Raw genomic sequence first — 25766 nt, 5'->3', positions numbered from 1 at the left:
ATCGATGATCACCGTTAAAGTCACGGTGTGGCCCAAAGCTGGCTCGCATATCTTTCTCTCCATGGGGCGGACGCGCCCGTATTCTCAGTGGGCTTTATAGCAAGCGCGCGTGCGCCATGGGATGGCGCTCACGAACTGGTCAAACGAAAAGCGAACGAAGGCCGGCGTCGCGCCACCCGAGTGGCTAATACGCGCGGCAAGCCTCAGGGTTAGCCGCCATCCTAGCTACGAAAGCAAGCACCTGTTCGCGAGGACGCCCAACGCCGGGCCTCAACGAGCAGTAAGTGATTAACATGCTGGCGCGCCTGAACCTGACGCCGCGGCCGGACAACGTTGAGACGAAACGTGTCCTACGGCCGACGCAGACGGGTCTGCGACGTCTGTCAGTCCCGGCGCACTCCGCCGTCAAGCAATGGGGAAGACCGGACACTCACGGTAGTTCGCGATGCCCGGCCACAGATGTGCCGTAGGCAGACGTCGACGCTCACTGAACCAGGTTTGCTACGAAGTCGAGCAGGGCTCGTGTCTTGGCCGGAACATGGTGACGCGACGGATAGTAGGCGTATAGCGGGAACCGCTCATCGGACCAGTCTGGAAAGAGGTTCACGAGCTTGCGCTCCGCAAAAAACTGCTCAGCCCCGAGTTCCAAGATTTGCCCAATGCCATGGCCAGCAACGCAGACACTTTGCATCGTGCCGGCCTCATTGACAGTCAATTGACCGCGCGAGTTGAACACGATCTTCTTGCGCCGCTGGTGAAACTCCCACGGAAACGGCCGTCCGGTCTCGGGGTCCCGGAACTGGATGCAGACATGACTGCCCGACTCCAGATCCCTCGGTTCCTTGGGCAGTCCGTATCGCTGAATGTAGGCGGGCGCCGCCGCGGTGATGATCCTCGTCTCCAGGAGCTTTCTTGCTACGAGCGCCGAATTGCGAGGGTGGCCGAATCGGATAGCCACATCGAAGCCATCCGTGATCATGTCGCCCAGCTCGTCGCGTGTAATCAGCTCGAGCTGCAAGCCCGGGTGGCTTTGCAGAAACGCTCCAAGCCGCGGACCCAGTATCAGTCGAGAGAAGAACGGGTCGACGTTGACGCGAAGGCGTCCGTTGATGGTCTTCGCATTTCCGCTTGCTGACGCAGTGATGGCGTCGAGGCTTGCGATCAGAGGCATGACCTGCTCGTAGAAGGATCGCCCTTCGTCTGTCATCCGAACGGAGCGCGTAGTGCGGTCGAAGAGTCGCAAGCCAAGCTGCTCTTCGAGCCGCGCGATCGCGCGACTGACACCGGACTGCGACATGTCGAGCGCCTCGCCCGCGCGTCCGAAGCTCCTGCTGTCCACCACCGCCGCCATTACCCGAATTCCGTCCAATACGCGCTGGTCGAGCCCACCCATTGATGCGCTCCAAGCATAATTTAAATGCCATCCATGCTATCGCCTTTTGTTGGCCTTGTCACCAGAATGCATGTCACGACGAGGCGTCAACCGACTACGAGGAACGTCACGCGACCCATCTCCGTCGACCGCTCGGCAATCTAGAAAGGGGAGCCCATGCTCAAAGCAAACAAATTCGTCGTTCGCCAAGGACTTTCACGTCTGGCCGTCGCCTTCGTGTCCATCGTGGCATTGGCGGCAACAAGTCCAGCGTTCTCACAAACCGCCAATCATCAAAGGAGCGGCACCATGTCCATGAAAGACGATCTCGCCAACCGCTCACCGGACATCCACTGGCCGGCCGGCTTCGATCCGCGCAAGGCTGACCTCTTTTCGCACAATGAGTTGTTCATCAACGCAACGTGTGAACGCGTCTGGCAGCACATCATCGAGGCGCCGAAGTGGCCTCAGTGGTACCCCAACTCCAAAGATGTCCACATCATCAGTGACGCGGGTTCTGTGCTCAAGGAAGAGAGCACGTTCCGCTGGACCACGTTCGGTCTGCCCATCGAGAGCAAGATCGACGAGTTCGTACCGTTCTCGCGCATTAGCTGGTTCGGCTACGCGCCGGGCACCAAGCCGGCCTTCTATCACACGTGGTACCTCATACCTCGTGGCAACGGCTGCCAAGTTGTGACCGATGAAGTAGGTAATGGCCCCGATGCTGCCGACCTTCGCAAGAACGATGAAGGGCTGATGCACCGTGGTCACGACCTCTGGCTGGCAACTCTGCGTTGGGTTGCCGAGAAAAGCTGGAGCTCAAGGAGCAATTAAAGGCCTATGAGCGGCGGCTCTCTGAGTAAAGGAGGCTCTCATGTCCCTGATTCCTCGTCGACCGTTCTCTCGCACGGCTGTCGATGCCGCGTCTGATCATGATCCTGGGCACGAAAGCCCGCCGCTAGCAAGCTCACCCCACATTGGCTCATCCCCGGGAACGAACCCCGTTCTCCAGGAGCTGTTGCAGCCCCGTCCGATGCGCAATAATTGTGAAGACGAACCATCCATCGCACATCATGCGCCCCCAGCTCAAGCGCCAGTTGGTAGGATCCGAAGCGCATCGTTTCCCGACATACATGGTGCTTCCCATGGAACGGACGGAGAACAAGAGAAACGGCCCGATCCCGCTGTGCGAGATATCAAGGCCCTGTCCGTACAAGACGCTAAATCTGCGCTCATTCAGCGACCGTATGAGATGGACGAATCCGACGTTGCCCAGATCGCTAAATATGGCGGGATCGAAGCGCTGCAAGCGGTGATGCTCAATTGGCTCAGCCTCGCTATGTCGGGCTTTTCTCCAGCCGACATAACATTCATGGCCAGCAACAAAGGAGCTGCCGAAACGCTGCCAGTGGTAGTCGAACTTTGCGGCTTGTTAAGCGATATGGGGTTCCCAAGGTACGAAATCGTGCGCGTGGCGAGCGACGGCGACGGCGCAGGCGCCTGGAGACTGCGGCAAACGGTCGTGTTGTATGGCGCACTGAGAGACCGCGAATTTTCCTCAGACACCATTACAACCGCCCTTCACTACAGCGATGTGCCTACGATGCGCGAGATGCTTCGCCTGGCGGAAGATCCTTCGCATGACGATGTGCTACGAAACCTCGTTTTGTTATTGGAGCGCTTTGCCCAGCAGAGTTACACCACTCTGCCCCAACTGGTCGAGATTGCCAAAAATCCCCGCGAGGTGCGTCGCACGCTCAAGCAGCTGGAAAAAAGGACGTTTGACCCGTTGGAATGGAGATCGAGAACCAATCCAGCAAACCTGAAGCCGAGGCCTAGCTCGGTATTGAGCACTAAACCTTCGCTAGTTTGGGCCACGCAAGCTCATCGGTCAGCTAGAGAAAACCACGCTTCAGTCGATGTGGAACTGATGGCAACCGTCTCATCCATTCTCGTCGAGCCGCCCTACTCGATCGATGAAAGCGACGTTGCACGGATCGCTGAGACGGGCGGAATCGACGCATTGCAGGCGGTCAAGACATATTATGCTGACTTGATAACTGCCGGCCTGTCGCCGCGCGACATCACGGATATCGCGACCAAGAAAGCGGGCGCCGAAGCGCTGCGCGAGATGACGCAGCTTCATGTGCCGCTCGAGTATGTGGGCTTGTCAATGGAGCAGATTGTCCGCATAGCGAACCATGATAATGGCCACCTTGCATTGCAAAGCGCTTTAATGCTCGGTAGCGGACTGCACCAGCGCGGCTTCTCTCGCGACGCGGTTTTGAGCGTCCTTCGGCACTGTGATCCGGAAGCGATGCACGCGATGCGGTCTTTATGTTTGAGCGTCACCGCGACTTATACTGGGCAGGGGCCCATCGGGCTATTCAGCGCCCAATGGCGATCATCGAAATGGCCGAGCACGGAGTGAAAACTGGCGATCGGTACTTTGTGAAAACACTGCAGCGGTGGCAGAAATACGAACTGAAGAGGAAAAGGAGCTAAAGTCAAGCCAGATGGATTGGCAATTTGACGGCGGGTTTCGTGGAGGCTGTTTGATCCAAGGCAGCGTAGAAAGCAAGCAGGCACGCACCTGAACGAGCAGGGCGATCACGCTTCAGGTGAGGGCGCTCGCAGACCGACGGGGGACTTGTGTGGTGCTTGTGCTTGATCACGGGGTTCGGGGGCAATGGAGCAGCCGCTCAACTTATAACACCGCTGGAGTGCGCAATCATAGGAGATGATCTGATTGCGGCACGAAGTCAGGACGACTACGGAGTTACGACTATTCTTCAAGACGTTGTCGGGCAAGAAGGCGTGCCACGGTAGAGGGATGGACGCCAAACAGGGTCCGTTCGCGCAGCATCTCTCGTTCGAATTCCGCAAATGAGCCGACGATCTGCATCATCATCCGACCCGCTGGCGAGGTGGTATCGATCGCCTCGGTCAGGCTTCGGAAGCCGGCTCCGGCCTGCTCGATGTGTTCCATCAGGATCAGCACATCTTTCAGGGACCGCGAGAGTCGATCCAGTTTCCAGACGATGAGCACATCGCCCTCGCGTAGCTGTTCGATGACGCGCGTCAACTCGTTTGGCCACGACCATATCAACCTACTGGGGCGATATTCGTTTGCGGTGCCTGATGCCGGCGCTCGCGGCGAACTACGACCGCTCCGGCGCCCAAATGACGCTTAAGTCGGTGGGTCTGTCAGCAATTTCGTGTTCAAGGCATATGATGCTCCCCAGGAGAATATATGCCTCGCAAACTGAAAGCCCTACCTGCAGACCTGCCGGCGATCCCCGCCGAGCTGCTTGAGCAATTCGGCAGCGGCCCGATGACAGCCGAATCGATTAACGCCGCGACGATGGCTCTGAAAAAGGCGTTGATAGAGCGGGCGCTGGGTGGCGAGATGAATCATCATCTCGGCTATCCGTCTGGCGCGGCCAAGCCCGCTGCTGTGACGAACCAGCGCAACGGCACTGGCGCCAAGACGGTGCTGACCGAAGACGGTCCAATGCGCATCGAAGTGCCACGCGATCGCGATGGCAGCTTCGAGCCGCTGCTGATTCCGAAGCACGGACGACGCTTCACGGGCTTCGACGAGAAGATCGTCGCCATGTACGCCCGCGGCATGACCGTACGCGAGATTCAGGGCTTTTTGCAGGAGCAGTACGGCACGGAGGTCTCGCCCGATTTCATCAGTTCGGTGACCGACGAGGTGATGGCGGAAGTCACCGCATGGCAATCCCGGCCGCTCGAACCGATGTATCCCGTGGTGTTCTTCGATGCGCTGCGGGTCAAGATTCGCGAAGACGCGGTCGTGCGAAATAAGGCCGTCTACCTTGCACTTGGCGTGCTGCCCGACGGCACGCGCGATATTCTGGGCCTGTGGATCGAGAACACCGAGGGTGCCAAGTTCTGGATGAAGGTGTTCAACGATCTCAAGACCCGAGGCGTCCACGACATCTTGATCGCCGTGACCGACGGCCTGAAGGGCATGCCCGAGGCATTGGCGGTCGTATTTCCGGCAACCACGCTACAGACTTGCATCGTCCACCTGATTCGCAACAGCCTTGAGTACGCGAGCTGGAAGGACCGTAAGGCGTTGGCTGCGGCGATTCGACCGATCTACACAGCCCCGAGCGTCGAGGCAGCGCAGGCCGAACTCGATGCCTTCGCCCAAGGGCCTTGGGGGCAACGGTTCCCGACCGTCAGCGCCGCCTGGCGCAACGCTTGGGATCGCGTGATTCCGTTCTTTGCGTTCCCGCCAGCGGTGCGCAAGGTGATCTACACAACGAATGCCATTGAGAACATCAACGCGCAACTGCGCAAGATCATCAAAACGCGAGGCCACTTCCCCACCGATGATGCCGCCACGAAACTCATCTGGCTTGCACTGCGCAACATCACGGCCGGCTGGAGTCGCTCTGCTCACGATTGGAAGCAGGCCATGAACCAATTCGCTATCCTTTACGCCGACCGATTCGTGCGACCATCCGTGTGAATCTTAGCCCCGCCTTGAACACAGAAATTCTGACAACCCCAAGTCGGTTGGCTGTTCCATTGCTCCCCGAACCCCAACTTCCATTCCGCATCCTTGAGAAAGATCGGCGACGAGCGTCATCGCGTAGATTTCCTGTATCTGCGTTCAATGCGGGACTGGATCACCTCCAGCATCATGGATAGCACCCAGTAGACCAAGGCGGCGGTAATCAGCATTTCCATATGCCGGAATTCACGCTGCCCCTCGGTAGTCGCCACGTACGTCAATTCCCATACGCCGACGACCGACACCAGAGAACTGTCCTTAAGCATCGCGATAAATTGATTCCCTGTCGGCGGAATAATGATCCGCAACGCCTGAGGAAGAATGACCAGCCGCATCATCATGCCGTGACTCAGACCGAGAGCGCGGGCTGCGTCCCATTGTCCTCTTGGAATGCTTTGAATGCCGGCCCGAAAAATTTCAGTCATGTAAGCGCCGTAGCAGAGCGACAACGCAGCGACGCCGGCGGGTATCGGGTTGACGATGTAACCCAACTGCGGCAAACCCAGGTACAAAATGAAGATTTGCATCAGCAACGGCAAGCCCCGAAACAACGACGTATAGAACGTCGCAATACCAATCGCGATACCATTCGACGACAGTTTTGCAAGCGCACCGATCAATGCAAGCACAAATGCAATCGCAATCGAGATCGCGGAGATGTAGAGCGTCGTCGTCGCGCCCTGCATCAGCAGATAGCCGATTTTTCGCTCGATGAACTCGAAGCTCAGGTTGAAGGTGGAGAAAAACAGCACCACTAGGGAGCATCTGATCTATTCGAGCCGTTAAGATTGATCCGTTGCCACTTGCCTCCGAGCCATGAAACAAACGACGTTCGCCTCGCTGGCGTTTGATGGAAAGAAGAAGCAGACGCGCCGGGAGCGTTTCCTGACGGAAATGGAAGCGGTGGTGCCGTGGACGGCGTTGCTGGCGGTGATCGAGCCGCACTATCCGAAGTCGGGCCGGCGTGGCCGACCGCCGATGCCGTTGGCCACGATGCTGCGGATTTACTTCATGCAGCAGTGGTACGCGTTGTCGGACCCGGCGATGGAAGACGCGCTCTACGAGATCGAATCGATGCGCCGGTTCGCGCAGCTTGAACTGTCGGACGATGCGCTGCCCGATGAGACGACGATCCTCAAGTTCCGACATCTGCTGGAGCAGCACGGGTTGACCTCGAAGATGATGAACGTCATCAACGAGACGCTGGAAGCACGGGGCATGCTGCTCAAGGGCGGCACGATGGTAGACGCGACGATCATCCATGCGCCGCCGTCGACGAAGAACGAGGGCAAGCAGCGCGACCCGGAGATGCATCAGACGAAGAAGGGGAACCAGTGGTTCTTTGGCATGAAGATCCACGTTGGGGCGGACGTCGATAGCGGCCTGGTGCATACGGTATCGGTGACGCCGGCCAACACGGCGGACGTGAGCGAGTTGCCGGTGCTGCTGCGAGAGAGCGATCGGGCGGTGTTCGGCGACAAGGGCTACGTGAACAACGCGTTCAAGCGTCTGGCGCGTGAAGCCGGTGTGTTCTGGGGTGTTGCGCTCAAGGGCAGCAAGCCGTATCCGCTGACGAGCGCAAACAAGCGCTTCAATCACCGGATGTCCTCGATCCGGGCCCGGGTCGAGCACGTGTTTCGGGTGATCAAGCGGCAATTTGGCTACGCGAAGGTGCGCTACAAAGGGCTGGCGAAGAACGCGGCGCAGGTGTTCTCGCTGATCGGCCTGACGAATCTTTATCTAGCGAGGCGAAAGCTGATGGCTTGATGGGAAAAATCCGTCCGCTGCCTCGGAAAATCGGCGCTCGGGGCCGATATGGCCTCGATTGGTAGCGTGATGGCCGGAAAAATCGATCATCGAAGCTCGCAGAAAATTGCTGGCATGAACGTCAACGTTCAAAACGTCAATAGATCAGATGTTCCCTAGCAGCGCCAGTTCAATCCACACGACGATGATTTGCAGTCGCACCGACAGACGCAACAGCAGATAGCAATTCGCGACAAACGCCGCGACAACCATCGTGCCGCCTATTAATTTTCTGACCAGATCTGCATCCAGACTAGCCGCTGGAAAGCCGTGCGCTGCACCGGCAAGCCAGTCCGGCACGACGTGCACGGCGTAATAGCCGACGATCAGTAACAAACCCAGCAAGGTCAGAACGACACCCGGATTGTGCTTCGGGGCTCCGGCAACATCTTCCGCAAACATGTCTGCCTCCAGATAAGCCGACGCGCTTTTTTTACGCCGCGCGTTCTCGCATGAAATCCATTAACTGGTAGTACCAGTACGTGAGTTGCACGGCTGCGGTGCCGGCTGGGCCGCCATTCCATTGCAAACCAAAAGGCGCGAATATCCTGTATCGATCGGTCTCACCCGTAATGCCTTGCGCTATCAGCCGGCCGCCGATTGCCGTCGTATTCATCCCGTGGCCGCCGAAGCCCATGCAGTACCACACGCCCGTTTGTAGTTGACCGATAAGCGGCATCAGATGCCTTGCATACGACATCCGTCCAGACCACGCGATCGCCACTTTCATATCGCTCAACTGGGGATAGGTGTCGACCATTCGATTGCGAAGGATTTCGGCCAGCCGATCCGGCTCCGAGGTGCGCGTCGTGATCGTGCCGCCCCACAGAACGCGCTCGCCGCCGTCCACCAGGCGGTAATAATCGCTGGCTCGACGGCTGTCCCCTACGGATGCCGTCGTGCGAATCGCTGTAGCGATCTGGTCTTTGGCCGGTTCGGTCAAAAGCATATAGGTCGAGATCGGCAGATAGCTGCGAGCCAGTTCAGGAACCAGGCCACCGGTATAGCCGCCGCAGGCGAAAATGACGTCACGAGCGCTAACGGTGCCTCTAGCGGTCTTCATCCGTTTAATGGCTGAAGTCGAGTCGAACGATATGACTTCCGAGTCTTCGAATACCTGCCCACCCAGGCGATCGATCTCTGCAACCAGCGCACGCGCGTAGTTCAGTGGATGAAAGTGGAAAGCTCGCCCGTCGTATAGCGCCTGACGGTATTTGCTCGATACCAGCAATTCGCGTACTTCTTCAGTTGATTTGAACGCAAGGTCGTACTGAAACTCATGCGCCATCCACGATTGATGGGCACGCATTTCGGCGGCGTTCTCATGACGGGTTGTGCGAAGCACGCCGTGAACCTGCTGTGCCTCGCGAATATCGAGTTGCGCAATATTGCCGGCCACGATGTTGACGCCTTCTATCGACATGCGGTAGATGGATTTGGCATCGTCGATGCCCGTACGCTGGGCGATTCGAGCAAAGCTCGTTGAATAGCCGGGGCTGACGACGCCCCCGTTGCGCCCCGACGCGCCCCACGATACACGTTGCGCCTCCAGCAAAATGACCGAGCGGCCACGCCGGAGCAACTCCAATGCAGCGGTAATGCCTGCCAGGCCGGCGCCAACGATGCAGACGTCGACCTCTTTGGCCCCGCTTAGCCGCGGTCTTGACTCGGAGGTTCGAAGGGTTCGCGTGTAATACGTGTCCGGGTAAGAAGCCATCTTGTGAGTCGCACCAGTTGTTGTGCTTGTCGGTCAGGCTACGCGACAGCGCAAGCCGCCGCTATCGCTCATTGTGTGTAATCGCGACCGAACCACTTCATGCTTATTTTGGTCAATGTGCCGTCCTGCTTCATCTGGTGGACCACGTCGCCGACTTTCTTGTCCCATTGCGCATCGCCCTTGTCGGCAACGATGGCAAGCGGTTCACGATACGCGTAGTCACCCGGGATGATCTTCACTGGATAACCGCTCTTGATCGCCGCGATCGCGGTCTGCTCCGGCGTGATGATGCCGTCCAGACGCTTGCCGTCGCCGAGACGCAGGTCGTCGTAGGGGAGCATGGAGTCCGTATACGTCTTTATTTCCTTCGGTTTCTGCGACATGTACTTGAACGGGGGGACATCGGGACCCGCGATTTCAAGGTGCCCTTGCGCGTAGTCTTCCGAAGTAGTGCCCGCTTCCACGCCGATGATCTTATTGTTCAGATCCGCACGTGTCGTGGCTTTCGAGTCTTTGTTTACAACGAACACGTATGGGCTGTAGTAATAGACAGCGGGGAAATCAAGCAGTAGGGCGCGCGGTTTAGTCGGAGTTACGGAAAGAACCGAGAGATCCCAGCGGCCGTGCCAATGCCCACCGGTCATCAGACTGAACTGAGGCGTATCGAACGATACCTTGACGCCGAGACGGCGCGCGATTTCCTTTGCGACGTCGATATCGAAACCGTCGAATTCGTGTTTGTCGTTCAGGAACGCCTGTGGAGGCCATTTGCCGCTCGTTGCCACCACCATGTTGCCGTTCTTCATGACCCGGTCCAGTGTTGCGCCCGCCTGAGCATTGATCGCGGTAAGGGCAACGCTCGCGCCGATCGTAAACCCTAGAAATCTGCTTAGAATTGTCGTAACCATGTTGCGTGTCTCCTGTTTATTGTTTTGGCGCACGGGTAGCCTGAAGGACTCCTCGTCGTTCCGTCTTTGCTGGCGCGACTGTACGGCGCGCACGGGAGGCGCGCTACTAATAAAAAGGCATCAAGTCGTTCTGCGACTGCATCAAGTCCGCCTGGCACGGGTCGCGGCCAGATAAAAGCGGACATTACTTATATGGTCGCCTCCCATTTGCAAGGCAATTGTTCATGGCGAGGAGGGTGGTTGCGGACTTATATCCGGACTCGATCGCGGGCATGCTCGCCGGCCCCGATGGATTTCGCCGCAAAGGTCCTAATCTAAATAGCGGACTCGAAGTCCGAGTAATGTCTCAGGTTTGCCTTTGCGCGGTCCAACCTGTCTTGCCATCGCTCAATACACCTGTGCAACCTTGGATGGGTTAAAGGGCTTCAATGCGTCATTCACTGCGCTGGCGTCACCTGATACGTTCGACCATAGGCGAGCAGCGCCCAGATCGTTCGCGCCATCTTGTTGGCGAGTGCTACAGCGACAACATTCGTTGGACGTCGGGATAGCATCTGACGCAAATGCTCGGGCAAGTGCCTTGCGCTGGAGATGACTGATCGCGCGCCGTGGATCAGCAGCGTGCGCAAATACACATCAATCACCGCGCTTGCTGATGCCGCCGAGCTTCACCTTGCCGCCCGAGCCGTTCTGACGCGGCACGAGGCCAAGATAGGCGGCAAACTCCCGTGCTGAGTGAAACGCATTTTCATCGTTGCTGCGCCATTCGAGAATGCGCTGTTTGGTTCTCCTTGTCGGCAGGACTGCCGAACAGCAATGTCGCATGCTGCAAAACGCAGTGCCTGTGGCGTCGGGCGACGCGTTAAGGCGGGAGGCGACCATTCCATCTAAAAAGCGCCCACATTCGTTTCAGTGATAATTCGCATTATGTCAAATTGATGAGGCACGCCCCAACGTCGTCTTCGGACTGCGGCATCGTTTCCAATTCCTCTGCTCACAGGTCAGTGACAATCGCCCGCTACGGCTACCGCTTCCTACGCAACGTGGTTGTTTTGGACACGGTTTTCCCTGGAATCATTAAGTTGCGTCGTCCGGGACGATCGTGGAGCCGCCGTAGGCTCCGGGGGGCTTCTCATGCCGCATATCATTATCGAATACACCGCAAACGTCGAAGCCGATGCTCGGATCGCGGAGCTCATGCGAGTGCTGAGTGATGTGTTGATTCGGCATGCGGATGTATTCCCGCCAGGAGGCGTCCGTACGCGCGCGCTGCGGTTGGACCAGTACCGCATGGCGGACGGCGCCGCAGATGGCGCCTTTATCCACGTCGCCTTCCGCGTCAAGGCGGGCCGGCCAAAAGCGGTCACAGGGCCGATTTGCGCCGAATTGTTTATGGCGTTGCGTGCTCACCTCGCCGACGTCTTCGCGCGGCGCTACCTCGGTTTGACATTGGAGCTGACTGAATTCGATACGCACGGCTTTCATGTCGAAAACAATATGCACTCGCGCTTCGTCAAGGGCGAAACGGCGTACGCGGACACAGCCGTGCAGATCGCAATGCCGCCGCCGCCGTTGTATCCGAAGCGGCGGCGGCCGCAATCACTCTAGCCGAAATACCGACACCGCCGATCGTAGCAACCTCGCCTCTTCTACGCGCGCGATGTTGCGTTGCGCATTGCGTCACTCCGTCCAGCAGGCGGCGATCGTTGTTCAATCGTTAGCTCGAACAAAACCGCAAGGTTCGGAGTGCACGCCCATTCAACGCGAGGTACTTTGAAGGACATCGATCTGTCCCGGAGTTCATCGTGAGTACGCCCGCCTACGGCACCGATCTCGTCCAAACACTGGATTGGCAAACGCTCGGCCGTGCGCTAGACGAATCAGGCGTTGCGGTGATCCCGCACCTTTTATCCAAGGAGCAATGTCGCGCTATAGCGGCCTTGTACGCGGACGACACCTGCTTTCGCAGCCGAGTCGTCATGACCCGCCACGGTTTCGGCCAAGGCGAGTACAAGTACTTTGCCTACCCGCTGCCCGATCTCGTCGCAGCATTACGAGAAGCGATTTATCCGTTTCTCGTTCCGATCGCCAATCATTGGAACGAGTCGCTCGGCTCGGACGTCAGGTATCCACGCACACACGCCGCGTTTATCCACCGTTGTCACGCGGCGGGACAAACGCGCCCCACTCCACTGCTACTCCAATACGAAGACGGCGACTACAATTGTCTGCACCAGGATCTATACGGCGAGCATGTGTTTCCATTGCAAGTGGCGATCCTGCTTTCGCAGCCGGGAGAAGACTTCACCGGCGGAGAGTTTGTATTGACCGAGCAGCGGCCGCGGATGCAATCGCGTGTAGAAGTCGTGCCGCTCGCTCGGGGGGATGCCGTCGTATTCGCTGTCAGTCATCGGCCGGCACAAGGCACGCGCGGAACCTATCGGGTCAATCTGCGGCACGGCGTAAGCCGCGTGCGATCAGGACACCGGCATACGGTCGGCATTATTTTTCACGACGCGCTGTAACGCGCAAGCACCGGCTGATCGCGACGATGATGCACGCATTGTTCAAGGATCGGGCCGAGGCGGGCCGCATGCTCGCCGAGCGCCTAAAGGACTACCGCAGCCCCGACACCGTGGTGCTCGCGCTGCCGCGCGGCGGCGTGCCGGTGGCGTTCGAACTCGCCGCGGCGCTCGGTGCGAAACTCGATGTGTTGCTGGTTCGAAAGCTGGGGGTGCCAGGACAACCCGAGCTGGCAATGGGGGCGATTGCGTCCGCCGGCGCTCAATTCGTGGATCGCGACATCGTCCGCTCGGCGCACGTATCGCAGGCGCAATTCGAATCGGTGCTCGCGCAGCAGACGGCGGAACTCGCAAGGCAGGAGAAGCTGTACCACGCAGACAACACCTCGCTCGAAGTCGAAAGCAAGACGGTCATCGTCGTCGACGACGGTATTGCGACCGGCGCCACGATGCAAGCAGCCGCGCACGCGCTGCGCGAAAGGCACCCGGCACACGTCATCGTCGCCGTGCCCGTCGCGCCCGCCGGCGTGCAAGCAGCGTTTGAGGACATCGTCGACGAGTTCGTCTGCGTAGCCCAACCGACGCTTTTTCTCAGCGTCGGTCAACACTACGATGAATTCGCACAGACGAGCGACGGCGAAGTCCTCGACCTGCTCTCACGCTCGCGCCGCCAATGAACGATCGATTTGTGACTCAGCCCTGCCCGCGCGCCGTCAAAGCCTCAGCTCAGGCGCCACATACCGACACTCGTAGCGTTTTCTAACGGTGCCGTTCTCGTCGACGCTCTCCAGAAAGACGTCGAACTGCCACAGCCGCGCCATATGCTTGAGCACTTCCTCGGTATCGCCATGCAGATGCCGGTTATCGCTCATGAAATGCCGCAGCGTCAAACTCCGATCCCCGCGCGTATTGACTGACCATACCTGGATGTTCGGTTCGCGGTGATGCATGTCGTACTGCCGCGACAAGGACTGCCGCACGTGCTGATAACCGCTATCGTCATGAATGGCAGAGACTTCGAGGGCCTCGCGCGTATCGTCATCGAGCACCGAGAAAAGCCGCATATCGCGAATCAGATGCGGCGATAAATACTGCGCGATGAAACTTTCGTCCTTGAAATTGCGCATCGCGTAATGCAGCGTGTCCAGCCACGGCGAGTCGGCAATCTCCGGAAACCACTTGCGGTCTTCGTCAGTGGGCGACTCGCAAATACGGCGGATGTCGCTCATCATCGAGAACCCGAGCGCATACGGATTGATGCCGCTGTAATAAGGCTTGGTGACCGGCGGCTGGTAGATGACGTTGCTGTGCGAGTGCAGGAACTCCATCATAAAACCGTCTTCGAGCAACCCCTGGTTGTACATCGTATTGAGCAACGTGTAGTGCCAGAAGGTGGCCCAGCCTTCGTTCATGACCTGCGTTTGCCGCTGCGGATAGAAATACTGGCCGATCTTGCGCACGATGCGGATCACTTCGCGCTCCCACGGCTCGAGCAACGGGGCGTTCTTCTCGGCAAAGTACAGCAGATTTTCCTGAGGCTCAGGCGGATACCGCTCCTCCTCTTCCGTCGCTGCGGGCTCGTTGCGCGCCGGCAGCGTACGCCAGAGTTCATTGACCTGTGATTGCAGATAGGCCTCGCGGTCGCGGCGCAATTCGGACTCCTTCGCAAGCGAAGGTCTCTGCGGCCGCTTGTAGCGATCGACTCCGTAGTTCATCAACGCATGGCATGAGTCGAGCAGTTCTTCGACGCGATCAAGGCCAAAGCGCTCTTCGCATTCGGCGATGTAATTCTTCGCATAGACGAGGTAATCGACAATCGCATGGGCATCCGTCCAAAGCTTGAATAGATAATTGCCCTTGAAAAACGAGTTGTGCCCGTATGCGGCATGCGCAATGACCAGGGCCTGCATCGTCATCGTGTTCTCTTCCATCAAATACGCGATGCAAGGATTCGAATTAATGACGATTTCATAAGCGAGCCCCATTTGCCCGCGGCGGTAGCTCTTTTCCGTCGACAAAAAGTGCTTGCCGAACGACCAGTGACGGTAGTTCACGGGCATGCCGACAGACGCATAAGCGTCCATCATCTGTTCCGCGCTGATGAGTTCGAGTTGAATCGGATAGACGTCGAGCTGGTATTGCTCGGCGACTTGCGCGATATGCGTGTCGTATTCCTCGATCAGCTCGAACGTCCAGTCTGAGGGCCACGGCAGCGGTCTGCGGTTGGCAACGTTCATGCGGCGTTCCCCTTGCGGCGCGGGCGGCACTTCGACACGGCTTGGCGTCGGCTCGATATCGCCGTGCTTGCCCTGTCCGTGCGGCCCGTTCCCATGTGAGCCCTTACGGCGACGCTCCGGCTGATATCCACGCGATTCGTTATGCAGATGCTTAGTACTCATGACTTGCCACCTGCTTCTCGAATAACTCCCTGAAAACAGGGTAGATATCAGCCGCGGCATCCACCTTCTTCATTGCCAAATGCGGTTGCGTCAATGCCAATTGCGCGTACTCGAGCCAAAGATTCTGCTCTTCCGGTGCGACCTGAATATACGCGAAGTAGCGCACCATGGGGAGGATGTCGTCGAGCAAAATGCGGCGGCATTTCGGCGAATCGTCGGTCCAATTGTCGCCGTCCGATGCCTGCGCGCCATAAATGTTCCATTCCGTCGGTGAATAACGCTCGGTCATCACTTTGCGCATCAGTTCAAGCGCGCTCGAAACGACCGTTCCGCCACTTTCCGTCGAGTGAAAGAACGTATCTTCGTCGACTTCCTCAGCACGTGTGTGATGGCGGATGAAGACGACCTCGATCTTTTCGTAATTCCGTCGCAAAAACAGATAGAGCAGGATAAAGAAGCGCTTGGCCAAATCCTTGCGCTGCTCGTCCATCGAACCAGAGACGTCCATCAGGCAAAACATCACAGCTTGGCTCGAAGGCTGTGGCTGCTTGACGCGGTTGATGTAGCGCAAGTCGAACGGGTCGATGAACGGAATGCGCCAGATGCGTCCGCGCAAGTGGTGAATTTCCTCTTCGCGGCGTTTGATTTCGTCGCCCGTGTCGCCCGGCTCGTTCTTGAGGTCCTCCAACTGGCGTTCGAGTTCGCGCAACTGATTGACGAGCGGCGCGCCGAGCGCAATGCGGCGTCCCAGCGCGCTGCGCAATGAACGCACGACGTCGATATTGTTCGGCGTGCCTTCGGCGGCCCAGCCGGCCCGGATATTCTTCCAGGTGGGCACGGCAAGCAGATGCGTCTTCACGAGCCGGGGCAACTCGAGATCGTCGAAAAAATACTGCATGAATTCTTCGCGACTCAACTCGAAGACGAAGTCGTCCTGCCCCTCTCCGTCGTTGCTGGCCTGGCTGCCACCGCCTCCACCACCGCCGTTCGGGCGTGGGATTTTATCGCCGCGGATGTAATCCTCATTACCCGGATGGACAATTTCCCGCTTGCCGCCGGGACCATGCCGGAACAGCGGCTCAGCGATATCCTTGCGAGGAATCGTGATGCTCTGCGTGCTTTGAATGTCCTTGATGCTCCGATCTCGCACCGCCTCGGAGACGGCACGCCGAATGTAATTCTTTACGCGACGTAAAAAACGTTCACGATTCGCAATGCTCTTGTTCTTCCCTGCCAGCCTGCGGTCGATGATTTGATGAAGCACATCCAGTCTCCCGCTTTGATTCCTGAAAGCGACATGCGTAGCCAGTTCGCAGGCATCGTGCCCGCGCCTGAACGCATCTCGCGAAGCGTTCGCCCTGCTTTCCGGCAGGACGAACGCACTGCCTTACGTTACGACGACTTACGCACGCGCAAGTACCAGTCGCACAGCAGGCGTACTTGTTTCGGCGTATAACCTTTTGCAACCATCCGATTGACGAAATCTTCGTGCTTGCGTTGCTCCTCTGCCGAACCTTTGGCATTGAACGAAATAACCGGCAACAGTTCCTCGGTATTCGAGAACATTTTCTTCTCGATCACCACACGCAGCTTCTCGTAGCTGACCCATGCCGGATTCTTGCCGCCGTTCGCCGCCCGTGCCCGCAGCACGAAATTGACGATCTCGTTGCGGAAATCCTTCGGGTTGCTGATGCCCGCCGGCTTTTCGATCTTCTCGAGCTCTGCGTTCAGCGCTGCGCGGTCGAAGCTCTCGCCTGTGTCGTGGTCCCGGAATTCCTGATCCTGAATCCAGAAATCGGCGTACGTGACGTAACGGTCGAAAATGTTCTGCCCGTATTCCGAGTACGACTCCAGGTAGGCCGTCTGGATTTCCTTGCCGATGAATTCGGCGTAACGCGAAGCCAGCACGTCCTTGATGAACGACAGGTATTTCTGCTCCGTTTCCGGTGGGAACTGCTCGCGCTCGATCTGCTGCTCGAGCACGTACATCAAATGCACCGGGTTGGCGGCTACTTCCATCGAATCGAAGTTGAACACGCGCGACATGATCTTGAACGCAAAGCGCGTGGAGATGCCGGTCATGCCTTCGTCGACACCCGCGTAATCGCGATACTCCTGGTATGACTTCGCTTTCGGATCAGTGTCTTTCAGGTTTTCGCCGTCATACACCTGCATCTTCGAGAACAGGCTCGAATTCTCCGGTTCCTGCAAGCGCGTGAGCACGGAAAACTGCGCCATCATTTTCAGCGTGCCTGGTGCGCATACCGCATCGGCAAGTGACGAGTTGCGGATCAGCTTCTCGTAGATCTTGATCTCTTCGGATACCCGCAGGCAGTACGGCACCTTCACGACGAAGATCCGATCGAGCAACGCCTCGTTGTTGCGGTTGTTCTTGAACGTCTTCCATTCGGACTCGTTCGAGTGAGCGAGGATGATGCCGTCGAACGGTATTGCGCCAAACCCTTCCGTGCCCTTGAAGTTGCCTTCCTGCGTGGCCGTCAACAACGGATGCAGCACCTTGATCGGCGCTTTGAACATTTCGACGAACTCAAGCAAGCCCTGGTTCGCCAGACACAGGCCGCCCGAGTAGCTGTAGGCGTCGGCATCATCTTGCGCGTATTGCTCGAGCTTGCGGATATCGACTTTACCGACCAGCGAGGAAATGTCCTGGTTGTTTTCGTCGCCGGGCTCGGTCTTCGCGATCCCGATCTGGCGAAGAATCGACGGATATCTGCGCACGACGCGGAACTTGCGGATGTCGCCGTTATATTCGTGCAGGCGCTTGACCGCCCACGGGCTCAAAATGCTCTTGAGGTATCGCCGCGGAATGCCGTATTGCTCTTCGAGAATCGGCCCGTCTTCGTCGTAGTCGAAAAGACCCAGCGGCGATTCGTTGACGGGCGAGCCCTTGATCGAATAGAACGCTACGTGCTCCATCAACTGCTTCAAGCGCTCCGCGATCGACGACTTGCCGCCGCCAACCGGGCCGAGCAAATACAGAATTTGCTTTCTTTCTTCGAGACCCTGTGCGGCATGACGAAAGTACGAGACCACCTGCTCGATCACGTCTTCCATTCCGTAGAACTCGCGGAACGCCGGGTACACCTTGATGACCTTATTCGCGAAGATTCGCGATAAGCGTGGTTCGTGGCGTGTATCAACCGGCTCCGGCTCGCCGATAGCCGTCAACATGCGTTCGCTCGCAGTGGCGTACGCGGCGGGGTCGTCTTTGCAGAGCGCGAGGTACTCCTCGAGCGAGAACTCCTCTTCTCGCGTCTTTTCGAAGCGACTCGCGAAGCTGCTGTAAATATCCATGCTACCTCCTCGCCGAAGTAAGGATCGATGCCGTGTCCGGTGCCCTATCCCGAAACGACCTCGCTCGAATTCATCCTAAACCCTTTTAAATTATTTTTCACGGCTTCCTTTGTTCGCGTGACTACTAACTTGGAGATGCGCCGACACTCGCATACAATCTTCGTCCGCAGCGTGCAGGTGCGTCGCATACCCTCGCATGCGCCGTCTTACATCGATCGATGGGCGCACTGCAAAAACGCACCGCAAATCGCCGTTCAAATCCCACATATCGTGCGCTCGGCCTCGCTTCGCGCCGACCGCATCGCGAGTTCACGGCTGAGGAATCACCGCGACATCAACTCGCTTTGCACGCCTTTTTCCTCTATACGCATCACGCCGCATTTTCGTCGACGCATGTAGGCATTCGTTACAACTTCGCATCGCTGCTTTGCGCCCCATTTCAATTGGCATACGGCGCGCGACGTGCAAGCGCCCCTATACCGATTAACGGCGGCGCGGCGCGGCGCTTGAGAGGGTTGGGAAACGCGAGCCCCCCGAGGAAACCCGCGGGCGCTCGGGAAGGAAGGAGGCAGTCAGCGCGTGGCGGCGTCGACTTCGGCGCGCGTGGGAATCGACGGCTGCGCGCCCGAGCGCGTCACCGATATCGCGGCGGCGCGCTGTGCAAAGCGCAATGCCAGCTCGCGTGGCGCGCCCAGAGCAAGCTGCGCGGCGAATGCGCCGATGAATGTGTCCCCGGCAGCCGTCGTATCGACCGCCTTCACGAGCGGTGCCGGCACGTGCACGGTTTTGCCGCCGACCGCGGCCAGCACGCCCGCTGAGCCAAGCGTAATAAGCACGTTGCGCACGCCCTGGTCCATCAGCGCGCTGGCAGCGGCCACCGCGTCGGCGGGAGAGCGGATCGGCTGCCCCGTCAGGGCGGCTGCCTCGATTTCATTCGGAATCAGGTAATCGATCAGCGGCAGCCAGTGCGCCGGCAACGGACCCGTGGCCGGCGCGGGATTCAAAATGACAGTCTTGCCGAGCCGTCGGCCCGCCGCCAGTGCCGCGGCAACTGTCTCGAGCGGCGTCTCGAGCTGGCAAACGAGCACGTCGGCCGCGGCCAGCACAGCTTCGTGAGAAACGATATCATTTGGCGTCAACTCGCCGTTACTGCCCGCTACGATGACGATCGAATTGCGGCCGTCATCGTCAACAAAAATCAAGGCGACGCCCGTCGGCGCGGCGCTCGTCACGGAAAGAGCGTGGCAATCGATGCGCTCGGCTTCGAGGCCGTGGCGCAACGTCACGCCGTTCGCGTCGTCGCCAATCCGCCCAATCATCGTCACGCTCGCACCAAGCCGCGCCGCGGCGACGGCCTGATTGCCGCCCTTGCCGCCTGGCACCTGGGCGAACGTCTGGCCTGCCAGCGTCTCGCCCGCAACCGGCATGCGCGGCACGCGCGCGACCAGATCCATGTTGAGACTGCCGACCACGGCCACGCGTCCCGACGCCGGCGTTATGGCTGCTGTCATACGGTGTTCTCCTTCTCGGCGTGCTGCGCGCTGCCGGCGTACACCGCGGTGGACTCCCGCATGACGAGGCGCGGCGACACGACGCGCCGCTGAGATGGACCTGACACGGAGCCGTTGATGCGCGCGATCAGCAACTGCGCCGCCCGTTCGCCGAGCGCGCGGACCGACTGGCCGACCGTCGATAGCGCCGGATACGTGACCGCGGCGAGTTCGATGTCGTCAAAGCCAATGATCGAACACTGATGCGGTACGCGAATGCCCCGCTCGGCGGCGGCACGCAACGCGCCGATTCCCATCATGTCGTTGCAGGCGAAGATGGCAGTGGGTCTGATGGTGTCGAACAGGCGGCCCGCCGCTTCGTAGCCGCCGCGACCCGAAAAATCGCTTTCAACGATCGCCTCGGGCTCGATTTCGATACCGCGTTCCGCCATCGCGTGAATGAAGCCATGCACGCGCATCGCGCTGACCGCCATCGATACCGGCCCGGTAATGCACCCGATCCTCACATGTCCGAGCTCGAGCAGGTGGCGCGTGGCGAGACAAGCGCCCCGTTCGTGGTCGATCTGCACGAGATCGGCGGCCAGCCCCTCGATATTCCGATCAACGATGACGAGCGGCTCGCGGGCATCCGCCAAACTCTTCGCGAGCACCGCATCCTCACCCGCCGACGCGATGATCAAGCCGTCGATACGTTTTTCCTGTAACACGCGTAGATAATTGCGCTGCTTGGCCGGATCGTCGTCGGAATTGCAAAAGAACATGCAATACCGCTCGCGCGCGCATTCGTCCTCGATGCCGCGCGCCAACTCGGCGAAATAAGGATCGCTGCTGTTGGGCACGACCACCCCGATCGTGGCAGTCGTCTTCGCCTTCAACGAACGTGCGACGGCCGAAGGTACGTAGTTGAGGTGGATGATTGCGCGTTCCACTTTGGCGCGGACATCGGCCGATACGGGCCGCGTGTTGTTGACCACATGCGACACCGTGGTGAACGACACGCCTGCCATGGCCGCTACATCTTTGATCGTCGCCATAACTCATTTCTCTCTCGTTTTTGTGCGCCCGCAATCGGACCGCCCTCACCCTGTTGATTCGTTCACGCGCGCTTGCGGCTTCGATACGTATCCAGCACCACCGCGACGACGATAACAGCCCCCGTGATGATCCGCTTCGTTGGCTCGTTCGCTCCCACTTGCGCCAATCCGGCCGCCAGCACCGAAATGATCAGCACGCCGAAGAAGCTGCTGATGACCGAACCGCGGCCGCCCATCAGACTCGTGCCACCAATGACCACCGCCGCGATGACTTGCAGCTCCAGGCCGACGCCGGCATTCGGGTCCGCCGCTTCGAGGCGCGACACCTGGAAAAGTGCGGCGAGTCCGGCCAGTGCCCCCATCAACGCGAATACGGCCACCTTGTAGGGGCGCGGATCGACGCCTGCCAGCCGCACGGCTTCCTCGTTCGTCCCGATGCCGACCAGATGCCGGCCGAATACCGTGCGCGTCAGCACGAATTGTGCGGCTACCATCACCGCGACAGCGATCAGAAACGCCGGGGAAATGCCGACGGCGATCGGGTTCGACAGAAAATCAAAGGCGTCGCCGATATAGGACGTGCGCGAGTTCGTCATCTGGTAAGCCAGGCCACGTGCGGCCTCCAGTACCCCAAGCGAAACGATGAACGAGGGAATGCGCCAGCCGACGGTGACGGCGCCGGTGACCATGCCCGTGGCACCGGCCGCAGCCATGCCGAGCAATGCGGCCGGTATCGGCGGCCAATTCCATTTCAGCGCGGCCACGCTGACGACCGATGCCGCAAGCGCGAGCACTGAGCCGACCGATAGATCGATGCCGGCTACGATCAGCACGAACGTCATGCCCACCGACATCACCACCAGGTCGGGAATTTGATTGGCGATCGTGCTAAAGGTTTCGTAGGTCAGAAAATGCGAACTCAGCACCGAAAAAAGCGCGATCAGCGCGGCGAGCGCGCCTGCCAGACCGAGATAGGTCGACGCGCCAAGCCGGGTGCCCACCCGCTTGGTCGGGGATGCTTCGGCGGGAAGAACCGGGGCCCCGTCGGGGGGCGCGGATCGATCGGTCATGGCAGACTCCGTGCCTCGTTTTCGTTGCGGCGAACACCCTCGGATGCGCCGTTCATATGTCCTGCAAAAGCCGCGGCAAGCAGCGCGTCTTGTGTCCACGCGCCGCGTTCGAACATGCCTGTCATGCGCCCGGCCGACATCACGGCGATGCGGTCGCAGATCAGCATCAGCTCGCGCAGTTCGCTCGACACGACGACGAGCGCCCGGCCCTCGCGCGCCAACGCGCCCATCAGGCCGTAGATATCGAACTTCGCGCCGACATCGATGCCGCGAGTCGGCTCGTCGAACAGCAGCACGTCGGCCTCACGTGCGAGCCAGCGGCCAATGACCACCTTCTGCTGATTGCCTCCCGACAGCTCGCTCACCGGTTGCGCAGGGCCGCTCGCCCGCACCCGCAGCGCGTCCATCTGCTTGCGCGCGAGCGCGCTTTCGCGGCGTGCGTCGACGAGCCCCCAACGCGCCACCCGCGCAATGTTGCCGAGCGACACGTTGGCCGCAATGGAATGCGGCAGCAGCAGGCCCTCGCCCTTGCGGTCCTCGGTGATCAGCGCGATGCCATGCCGCACAGCGTCGACGGGCGACGCGATGCGCACGGCCACGGGCGGGCGGCCGACCGAGATCGTGCCGCGATCGGCCTGGTCAGCGCCATAGATGAGCCGCAGCAGCTCCGTGCGCCCCGCGCCAATCAGACCGCTGATGCCGAAAATCTCGCCCTCGCGCACGTCGAACGAGACATCGCGCACGACATTGCCGCGCCCAAGCGCATCGACCTTCAAGCGCGGTTCGCCGATGCGGCGCGCGCCGAGATCGATATGTTCGCCGATCTCGCGCCCGACCATCAACGTAACGAGGCGCTCGCTGGTCACCTCCGACATCTTCGCGACCTCGACGAGCCGGCCATCGCGCAGCACGGCGACGCGCTCGGCAATACGCGCAAGCTCCTCGAGCCTATGCGAAATGTAGACGATCGCGACGCCCTTGGCCTTGAGCCGCGCAATCTGATCGAACAGCAGATCGACTTCGCGGGCCGTCAACATCGCCGTGGGCTCGTCGAAGATCAGGACTTGCGTCTCCCCGATCAAATTGCGTGCAATCTCAACCATCTGCTGATGGCCGATGCCGAGCGCGCCTACCGGCGTATCGGGGTCGATCGAATCAAGTCCGACGCGTGCCATGGCTGCCCGTGCATCGTTTGCCAGCCGCCGGCGATCGATCCACCCGAGCGAGCGCGGCCCGCGCCGCGGCAGATGGTCGAAAAAGAGGTTCTCGGCGACCGTCAGCGTCGGCAGCAGGTTCAGCTCTTGCATGACCATGCGCACGCCATGCGCTTCGGCGTCGCGACGGCTCGTCGGCACATAGGGCTGGCCGGCTAAGCGCATCGTGCCTGTCGTCGGCGCGACAAGGCCGCCGATAATTTTCGAGAGCGTGCTTTTACCGGCGCCGTTTTCGCCTGTCAGCGCCAGCACCTCGCCTGCATGAAGCGCCAGTGTCACGTCAGCCAGCACGGGCCCGGCGTACGTCTTGCCGAGGCCGTGCACGCTGAGCACCGCGTTCTTTTCGTCTGGGTCGGTGAAATCCATCGCGATCCTGTTCTCGCGGCCGCCGTTGCGCTTGGCGACTTCGCGGGCGGCGCTCCGCCTTGCAGCATGACGCCTATCCCGCAGATAACGGCATCGGCGAGGGTTTTCTTGAATGTCGGCAGAGGAATGCCCTCCCCGCGTGCACGCCTCTCGCGGCCGCCACGACGGGCGGCCGAGGGCGGGCTTACTTCGTGACGAGCACGACCGGCGTCTCGACCACGCTGGACAACTCGGCTTGCTTCTTATGCTCGCTGATCGCCTTGAGCGCGGTATCGATACCGAACACCGCCTGCTTGGCGGCGTATTGATCGGCGGTCGCCAGTACGCGGTGGTCCTTGAGCATCGGTTTGATCGCGCCGATGTTGTCGTAGCCGACCACATAGACCTTGCCCGTCTTGCCCGCCGCCCGTACGGCCGACACGGCGCCGAGCGCCATGTTGTCATTGCCGCACAGCAGAGCGCGCAGATTCGGGTAGCTGGTCAGCATCTGCGCGGCAATCGCATTACCTTTGTCGATTTCCCATTCACCCGACTGCATGGAAACGACTTTCGCACCGACTTTCTCCATCGCATCCTTGAAGCCTGCCGTACGTTGCTGCGCGTTGGTGGTCGTCGACACGCCCTCGACGATGCCGACCTCGTCGCCCGCCTTGAGCTTTTTCGCCAGCTCGTTGCCGACCAATTCGGCCCCCTTGCGATTGTCCGGCCCGACAAAGGGCACATTCAGGTTCTTCGCCTTGAGCACGTCGGTATCGAGCCGATTATCGATGTTGACGACGATGATGCCGGCGTCAACTGCCTTTTTGACCACCGGCACGAGCGCTTTGGAATCAGCCGGAGCGAGCACGATTGCATCGACTTTCGAGCCGATCATCTGTTCGACGATGTTGATCTGCGCCGCCGTATCAGTCTCGTTCTTGATTCCGTTCGTGATCAGGTCGAACTTGTCGGTGTTGTGCTTTTGATAGTCCTTGGCGCCGGTTTCCATCGTCAGGAAGAACTCGTTGGCGAGCGACTTCATCACGAGCGCCACCTTCGGCTTTTTGGCCGCTTGCGCGGCCGCGTCCGTTACGCTGAACGGGGCGACGGCAACGGCCAGCAACATGGCGGCCGTGGTGACCAGGCGACGACGGGTGCGGTGAGTCATGAGATTCTCCTTTTTCCTTTTTAGCCAGGCTTCGCAAAGCCTTGATTGTTCGAATTGAATGGGTTGACACGACACCTGCGTCGCCGCGGCCGGCAGCTTCAGCGACGGCCGTTTCACACGTTGAGACGAAAGACAACCATGCCCCGCGTGATCCGGACCGCTTATGCTGGACTGTTCCGGCAAGGTGCGCAAGGAGCCTACGCGCGCAACTCGGGTTTGTGCTGACACGCGGCAGGAGAACAACGAAGGAAATGGCGGCGGTTACATGACGGGCTACAGGTGGTCGACGGAGGTGCCGTCGACCTTGCCGTCGATGATGTCGTGCGCGTATTGCAAGCCGACCTTATGCGCTGCGATTTGATCGTCGAGCGGATCGTGCTCGGGCACGCCGAACATTTCGGATTTGCCGCGCTCGCCGCTGGCCTTGCGCGCAATCGTCACGACAATATCGAAGCGCCGCAGCGCTTGCGGCGGCTCGCCCGGCTCTTTCGCTCGGCGCAGGGCCTGCACCCCGATCGAAAAGCCTTTGTATTGCTCGGTGAATGGTTCCGGCATGGATCGAACCTCCGTGCGAAGCCAAGCCTCCTTCGGGGCCCCATGCGGGCGGGGCGGCTCGGTGCAACAGTCAGATGCAAGAGCCGTTCCCTCTTTAATTGCAGGCGCCAACGCCTCGCATCCTGATTTTCCCGACTTGCTGGCCGGGAATGCAGGAAAGATTGAAGAATTTACTCGCCGCTTGCTGCACTGTAGCAGCAGGCGCGACGATTGGTCGCATTTCTTCTATGATGACTGCCAGGCCGGCCCACTCTTATATCTAATCAGACGCCATGGGCCGC

The 25766-nt window shown here is 59.6% G+C and carries 21 protein-coding genes and 2 pseudogenes; 7 read left to right on the top strand and 16 right to left on the bottom strand.

What is annotated here, in order from left to right:
• Window positions 1-484: 484 nt before the first annotated feature.
• Window positions 485-1393 (bottom strand): LysR family transcriptional regulator, encoded by a 909-nt coding sequence (locus tag ACSQ20_RS09530; RefSeq protein WP_436019269.1) that lies wholly within the window; start codon window positions 1391-1393, stop codon window positions 485-487.
• Between the two features lie 156 nt (window positions 1394-1549).
• Here ACSQ20_RS09530 and ACSQ20_RS09525 point away from each other — a divergent pair, with 156 nt between their 5' ends.
• Both ACSQ20_RS09525 and ACSQ20_RS09520 read left to right on the top strand, forming a co-directional pair.
• Window positions 1550-2206, top strand: a complete 657-nt coding sequence (locus ACSQ20_RS09525) for an SRPBCC family protein (RefSeq protein WP_436019267.1) — start codon at window positions 1550-1552, stop codon at window positions 2204-2206.
• A gap of 418 nt (window positions 2207-2624) precedes the next feature.
• A complete protein-coding gene (locus ACSQ20_RS09520; protein ID WP_436019265.1) occupies window positions 2625-3803 on the top strand; it encodes a hypothetical protein in 1179 nt (392 codons plus the stop codon).
• Window positions 3804-4157: 354 nt separating this feature from the next.
• On the opposite strand, the gene ACSQ20_RS09515 is transcribed toward ACSQ20_RS09520, so the two are convergent.
• Window positions 4158-4421 (bottom strand): recombinase family protein, encoded by a 264-nt coding sequence (locus ACSQ20_RS09515; RefSeq protein WP_436023014.1) that lies wholly within the window; start codon window positions 4419-4421, stop codon window positions 4158-4160.
• A gap of 204 nt (window positions 4422-4625) precedes the next feature.
• Between ACSQ20_RS09515 and ACSQ20_RS09510 the strand changes: the two genes are divergently transcribed.
• Window positions 4626-5876, top strand: coding sequence for an IS256 family transposase (locus tag ACSQ20_RS09510; RefSeq protein ID WP_436016415.1), 1251 nt, complete (start codon window positions 4626-4628; stop codon window positions 5874-5876).
• 116 nt (window positions 5877-5992) lie between these two features.
• Here the strand turns inward: ACSQ20_RS09510 and ACSQ20_RS09505 are convergent, their stop codons facing one another.
• Window positions 5993-6676, bottom strand: coding sequence for an amino acid ABC transporter permease (locus ACSQ20_RS09505; RefSeq protein ID WP_436019263.1), 684 nt, complete (start codon window positions 6674-6676; stop codon window positions 5993-5995).
• 61 nt (window positions 6677-6737) lie between these two features.
• Between ACSQ20_RS09505 and ACSQ20_RS09500 the strand changes: the two genes are divergently transcribed.
• Window positions 6738-7688: an IS5 family transposase gene (locus tag ACSQ20_RS09500; protein ID WP_436018149.1), complete on the top strand. Its 951-nt coding sequence runs from the start codon at window positions 6738-6740 to the stop codon at window positions 7686-7688.
• A gap of 144 nt (window positions 7689-7832) precedes the next feature.
• Here ACSQ20_RS09500 and ACSQ20_RS09495 read toward each other — a convergent pair whose 3' ends face one another.
• The 4 genes and pseudogenes from ACSQ20_RS09495 to ACSQ20_RS09480 all read right to left on the bottom strand — a co-directional run.
• Window positions 7833-8129 carry a hypothetical protein gene (locus ACSQ20_RS09495; protein ID WP_436019261.1) on the bottom strand — a complete coding sequence of 99 codons (297 nt, stop codon included), beginning with the start codon at window positions 8127-8129 and terminating at the stop codon, window positions 7833-7835.
• Window positions 8130-8160: 31 nt separating this feature from the next.
• Window positions 8161-9444, bottom strand: a complete 1284-nt coding sequence (locus tag ACSQ20_RS09490; RefSeq protein ID WP_436019259.1) for an NAD(P)/FAD-dependent oxidoreductase — start codon at window positions 9442-9444, stop codon at window positions 8161-8163.
• Window positions 9445-9512: 68 nt separating this feature from the next.
• Window positions 9513-10445 carry a transporter substrate-binding domain-containing protein gene (locus tag ACSQ20_RS09485; protein ID WP_436019257.1) on the bottom strand — a complete coding sequence of 311 codons (933 nt, stop codon included), beginning with the start codon at window positions 10443-10445 and terminating at the stop codon, window positions 9513-9515.
• Window positions 10446-10789: 344 nt separating this feature from the next.
• A pseudogene (locus ACSQ20_RS09480) lies at window positions 10790-11105 on the bottom strand (transposase); the annotation flags it as partial.
• A 381-nt stretch (window positions 11106-11486) separates the two neighbouring features.
• Here ACSQ20_RS09480 and ACSQ20_RS09475 point away from each other — a divergent pair.
• From ACSQ20_RS09475 to ACSQ20_RS09465, 3 genes and pseudogenes are all read left to right on the top strand, one after another.
• Window positions 11487-11867 (top strand): annotated as a pseudogene (locus ACSQ20_RS09475) (5-carboxymethyl-2-hydroxymuconate Delta-isomerase); the annotation flags it as partial.
• Between the two features lie 290 nt (window positions 11868-12157).
• On the top strand, window positions 12158-12877 hold the full coding sequence (locus ACSQ20_RS09470; RefSeq protein ID WP_436019255.1) for a 2OG-Fe(II) oxygenase: 720 nt from the start codon (window positions 12158-12160) through the stop codon (window positions 12875-12877).
• Between the two features lie 26 nt (window positions 12878-12903).
• Complete coding sequence (locus ACSQ20_RS09465) at window positions 12904-13551, top strand: phosphoribosyltransferase (RefSeq protein ID WP_436019253.1); 648 nt, start codon at window positions 12904-12906, stop codon at window positions 13549-13551.
• A gap of 36 nt (window positions 13552-13587) precedes the next feature.
• Here the strand turns inward: ACSQ20_RS09465 and ACSQ20_RS09460 are convergent, their stop codons facing one another.
• The 9 genes from ACSQ20_RS09460 to ACSQ20_RS09420 all read right to left on the bottom strand — a co-directional run bounded on the left by ACSQ20_RS09460 (window position 13588) and on the right by ACSQ20_RS09420 (window position 25485).
• On the bottom strand, window positions 13588-15273 hold the full coding sequence (locus ACSQ20_RS09460) for a SpoVR family protein (RefSeq protein ID WP_436019251.1): 1686 nt from the start codon (window positions 15271-15273) through the stop codon (window positions 13588-13590).
• Window positions 15263-16537, bottom strand: coding sequence for a YeaH/YhbH family protein (locus ACSQ20_RS09455; RefSeq protein WP_436019249.1), 1275 nt, complete (start codon window positions 16535-16537; stop codon window positions 15263-15265). The genes ACSQ20_RS09460 and ACSQ20_RS09455 overlap by 11 nt, the downstream gene beginning before the upstream one ends.
• Window positions 16538-16665: 128 nt before the next feature.
• The gene (locus ACSQ20_RS09450; RefSeq protein ID WP_436019247.1) at window positions 16666-18588 is read right to left on the bottom strand and encodes a PrkA family serine protein kinase; all 1923 of its coding nucleotides are present in this window, start codon (window positions 18586-18588) and stop codon (window positions 16666-16668) included.
• A gap of 572 nt (window positions 18589-19160) precedes the next feature.
• Complete coding sequence (rbsK, locus tag ACSQ20_RS09445) at window positions 19161-20099, bottom strand: ribokinase (RefSeq protein WP_436019245.1); 939 nt, start codon at window positions 20097-20099, stop codon at window positions 19161-19163.
• The gene (locus tag ACSQ20_RS09440) at window positions 20096-21133 is read right to left on the bottom strand and encodes a LacI family DNA-binding transcriptional regulator (protein ID WP_436019243.1); all 1038 of its coding nucleotides are present in this window, start codon (window positions 21131-21133) and stop codon (window positions 20096-20098) included. Before ACSQ20_RS09440 ends, rbsK begins: the two co-directional genes overlap by 4 nt.
• Before the next feature lie 62 nt (window positions 21134-21195).
• Window positions 21196-22203 carry an ABC transporter permease gene (locus ACSQ20_RS09435; RefSeq protein ID WP_436019241.1) on the bottom strand — a complete coding sequence of 336 codons (1008 nt, stop codon included), beginning with the start codon at window positions 22201-22203 and terminating at the stop codon, window positions 21196-21198.
• Window positions 22200-23783 (bottom strand): sugar ABC transporter ATP-binding protein, encoded by a 1584-nt coding sequence (locus ACSQ20_RS09430; RefSeq protein WP_436019239.1) that lies wholly within the window; start codon window positions 23781-23783, stop codon window positions 22200-22202. The genes ACSQ20_RS09435 and ACSQ20_RS09430 overlap by 4 nt, the downstream gene beginning before the upstream one ends.
• Window positions 23784-23967: 184 nt before the next feature.
• Window positions 23968-24930, bottom strand: coding sequence for a sugar ABC transporter substrate-binding protein (locus ACSQ20_RS09425; RefSeq protein WP_436019237.1), 963 nt, complete (start codon window positions 24928-24930; stop codon window positions 23968-23970).
• A gap of 273 nt (window positions 24931-25203) precedes the next feature.
• Entirely contained in the window at window positions 25204-25485 is a 282-nt protein-coding gene (locus ACSQ20_RS09420; RefSeq protein ID WP_436019235.1) for a hypothetical protein, read from the bottom strand.
• Between the last annotated feature and the right edge of the window lie 281 nt (window positions 25486-25766).

This window comes from Trinickia sp. LjRoot230 (genome assembly GCF_964253315.1).
Lineage (GTDB): Bacteria > Pseudomonadota > Gammaproteobacteria > Burkholderiales > Burkholderiaceae > Trinickia.
This window is presented reverse-complemented; position numbering and strand designations above follow the sequence as displayed.

What these genes read in the sequence shown, in the direction of transcription:
- ACSQ20_RS09490 (WP_436019259.1), bottom strand. Translation starts at nt 9,444, where the DNA reads ATGGCTTCTTACCCGGACACGTATTACACGCGAACCCTTCGAACCTCC.
- ACSQ20_RS09510 (WP_436016415.1), top strand. Translation starts at nt 4,626, where the DNA reads ATGCCTCGCAAACTGAAAGCCCTACCTGCAGACCTGCCGGCGATCCCC.
- ACSQ20_RS09460 (WP_436019251.1), bottom strand. Translation starts at nt 15,273, where the DNA reads ATGAGTACTAAGCATCTGCATAACGAATCGCGTGGATATCAGCCGGAG.
- ACSQ20_RS09530 (WP_436019269.1), bottom strand. Translation starts at nt 1,393, where the DNA reads ATGGGTGGGCTCGACCAGCGCGTATTGGACGGAATTCGGGTAATGGCG.
- rbsK (WP_436019245.1), bottom strand. Translation starts at nt 20,099, where the DNA reads ATGACAGCAGCCATAACGCCGGCGTCGGGACGCGTGGCCGTGGTCGGC.
- ACSQ20_RS09450 (WP_436019247.1), bottom strand. Translation starts at nt 18,588, where the DNA reads ATGGATATTTACAGCAGCTTCGCGAGTCGCTTCGAAAAGACGCGAGAA.
- ACSQ20_RS09495 (WP_436019261.1), bottom strand. Translation starts at nt 8,129, where the DNA reads ATGTTTGCGGAAGATGTTGCCGGAGCCCCGAAGCACAATCCGGGTGTC.
- ACSQ20_RS09465 (WP_436019253.1), top strand. Translation starts at nt 12,904, where the DNA reads ATGATGCACGCATTGTTCAAGGATCGGGCCGAGGCGGGCCGCATGCTC.
- ACSQ20_RS09435 (WP_436019241.1), bottom strand. Translation starts at nt 22,203, where the DNA reads ATGACCGATCGATCCGCGCCCCCCGACGGGGCCCCGGTTCTTCCCGCC.
- ACSQ20_RS09425 (WP_436019237.1), bottom strand. Translation starts at nt 24,930, where the DNA reads ATGACTCACCGCACCCGTCGTCGCCTGGTCACCACGGCCGCCATGTTG.
- ACSQ20_RS09520 (WP_436019265.1), top strand. Translation starts at nt 2,625, where the DNA reads ATGGACGAATCCGACGTTGCCCAGATCGCTAAATATGGCGGGATCGAA.
- ACSQ20_RS09420 (WP_436019235.1), bottom strand. Translation starts at nt 25,485, where the DNA reads ATGCCGGAACCATTCACCGAGCAATACAAAGGCTTTTCGATCGGGGTG.
- ACSQ20_RS09525 (WP_436019267.1), top strand. Translation starts at nt 1,550, where the DNA reads ATGCTCAAAGCAAACAAATTCGTCGTTCGCCAAGGACTTTCACGTCTG.
- ACSQ20_RS09500 (WP_436018149.1), top strand. Translation starts at nt 6,738, where the DNA reads ATGAAACAAACGACGTTCGCCTCGCTGGCGTTTGATGGAAAGAAGAAG.
- ACSQ20_RS09430 (WP_436019239.1), bottom strand. Translation starts at nt 23,783, where the DNA reads ATGGATTTCACCGACCCAGACGAAAAGAACGCGGTGCTCAGCGTGCAC.
- ACSQ20_RS09440 (WP_436019243.1), bottom strand. Translation starts at nt 21,133, where the DNA reads ATGGCGACGATCAAAGATGTAGCGGCCATGGCAGGCGTGTCGTTCACC.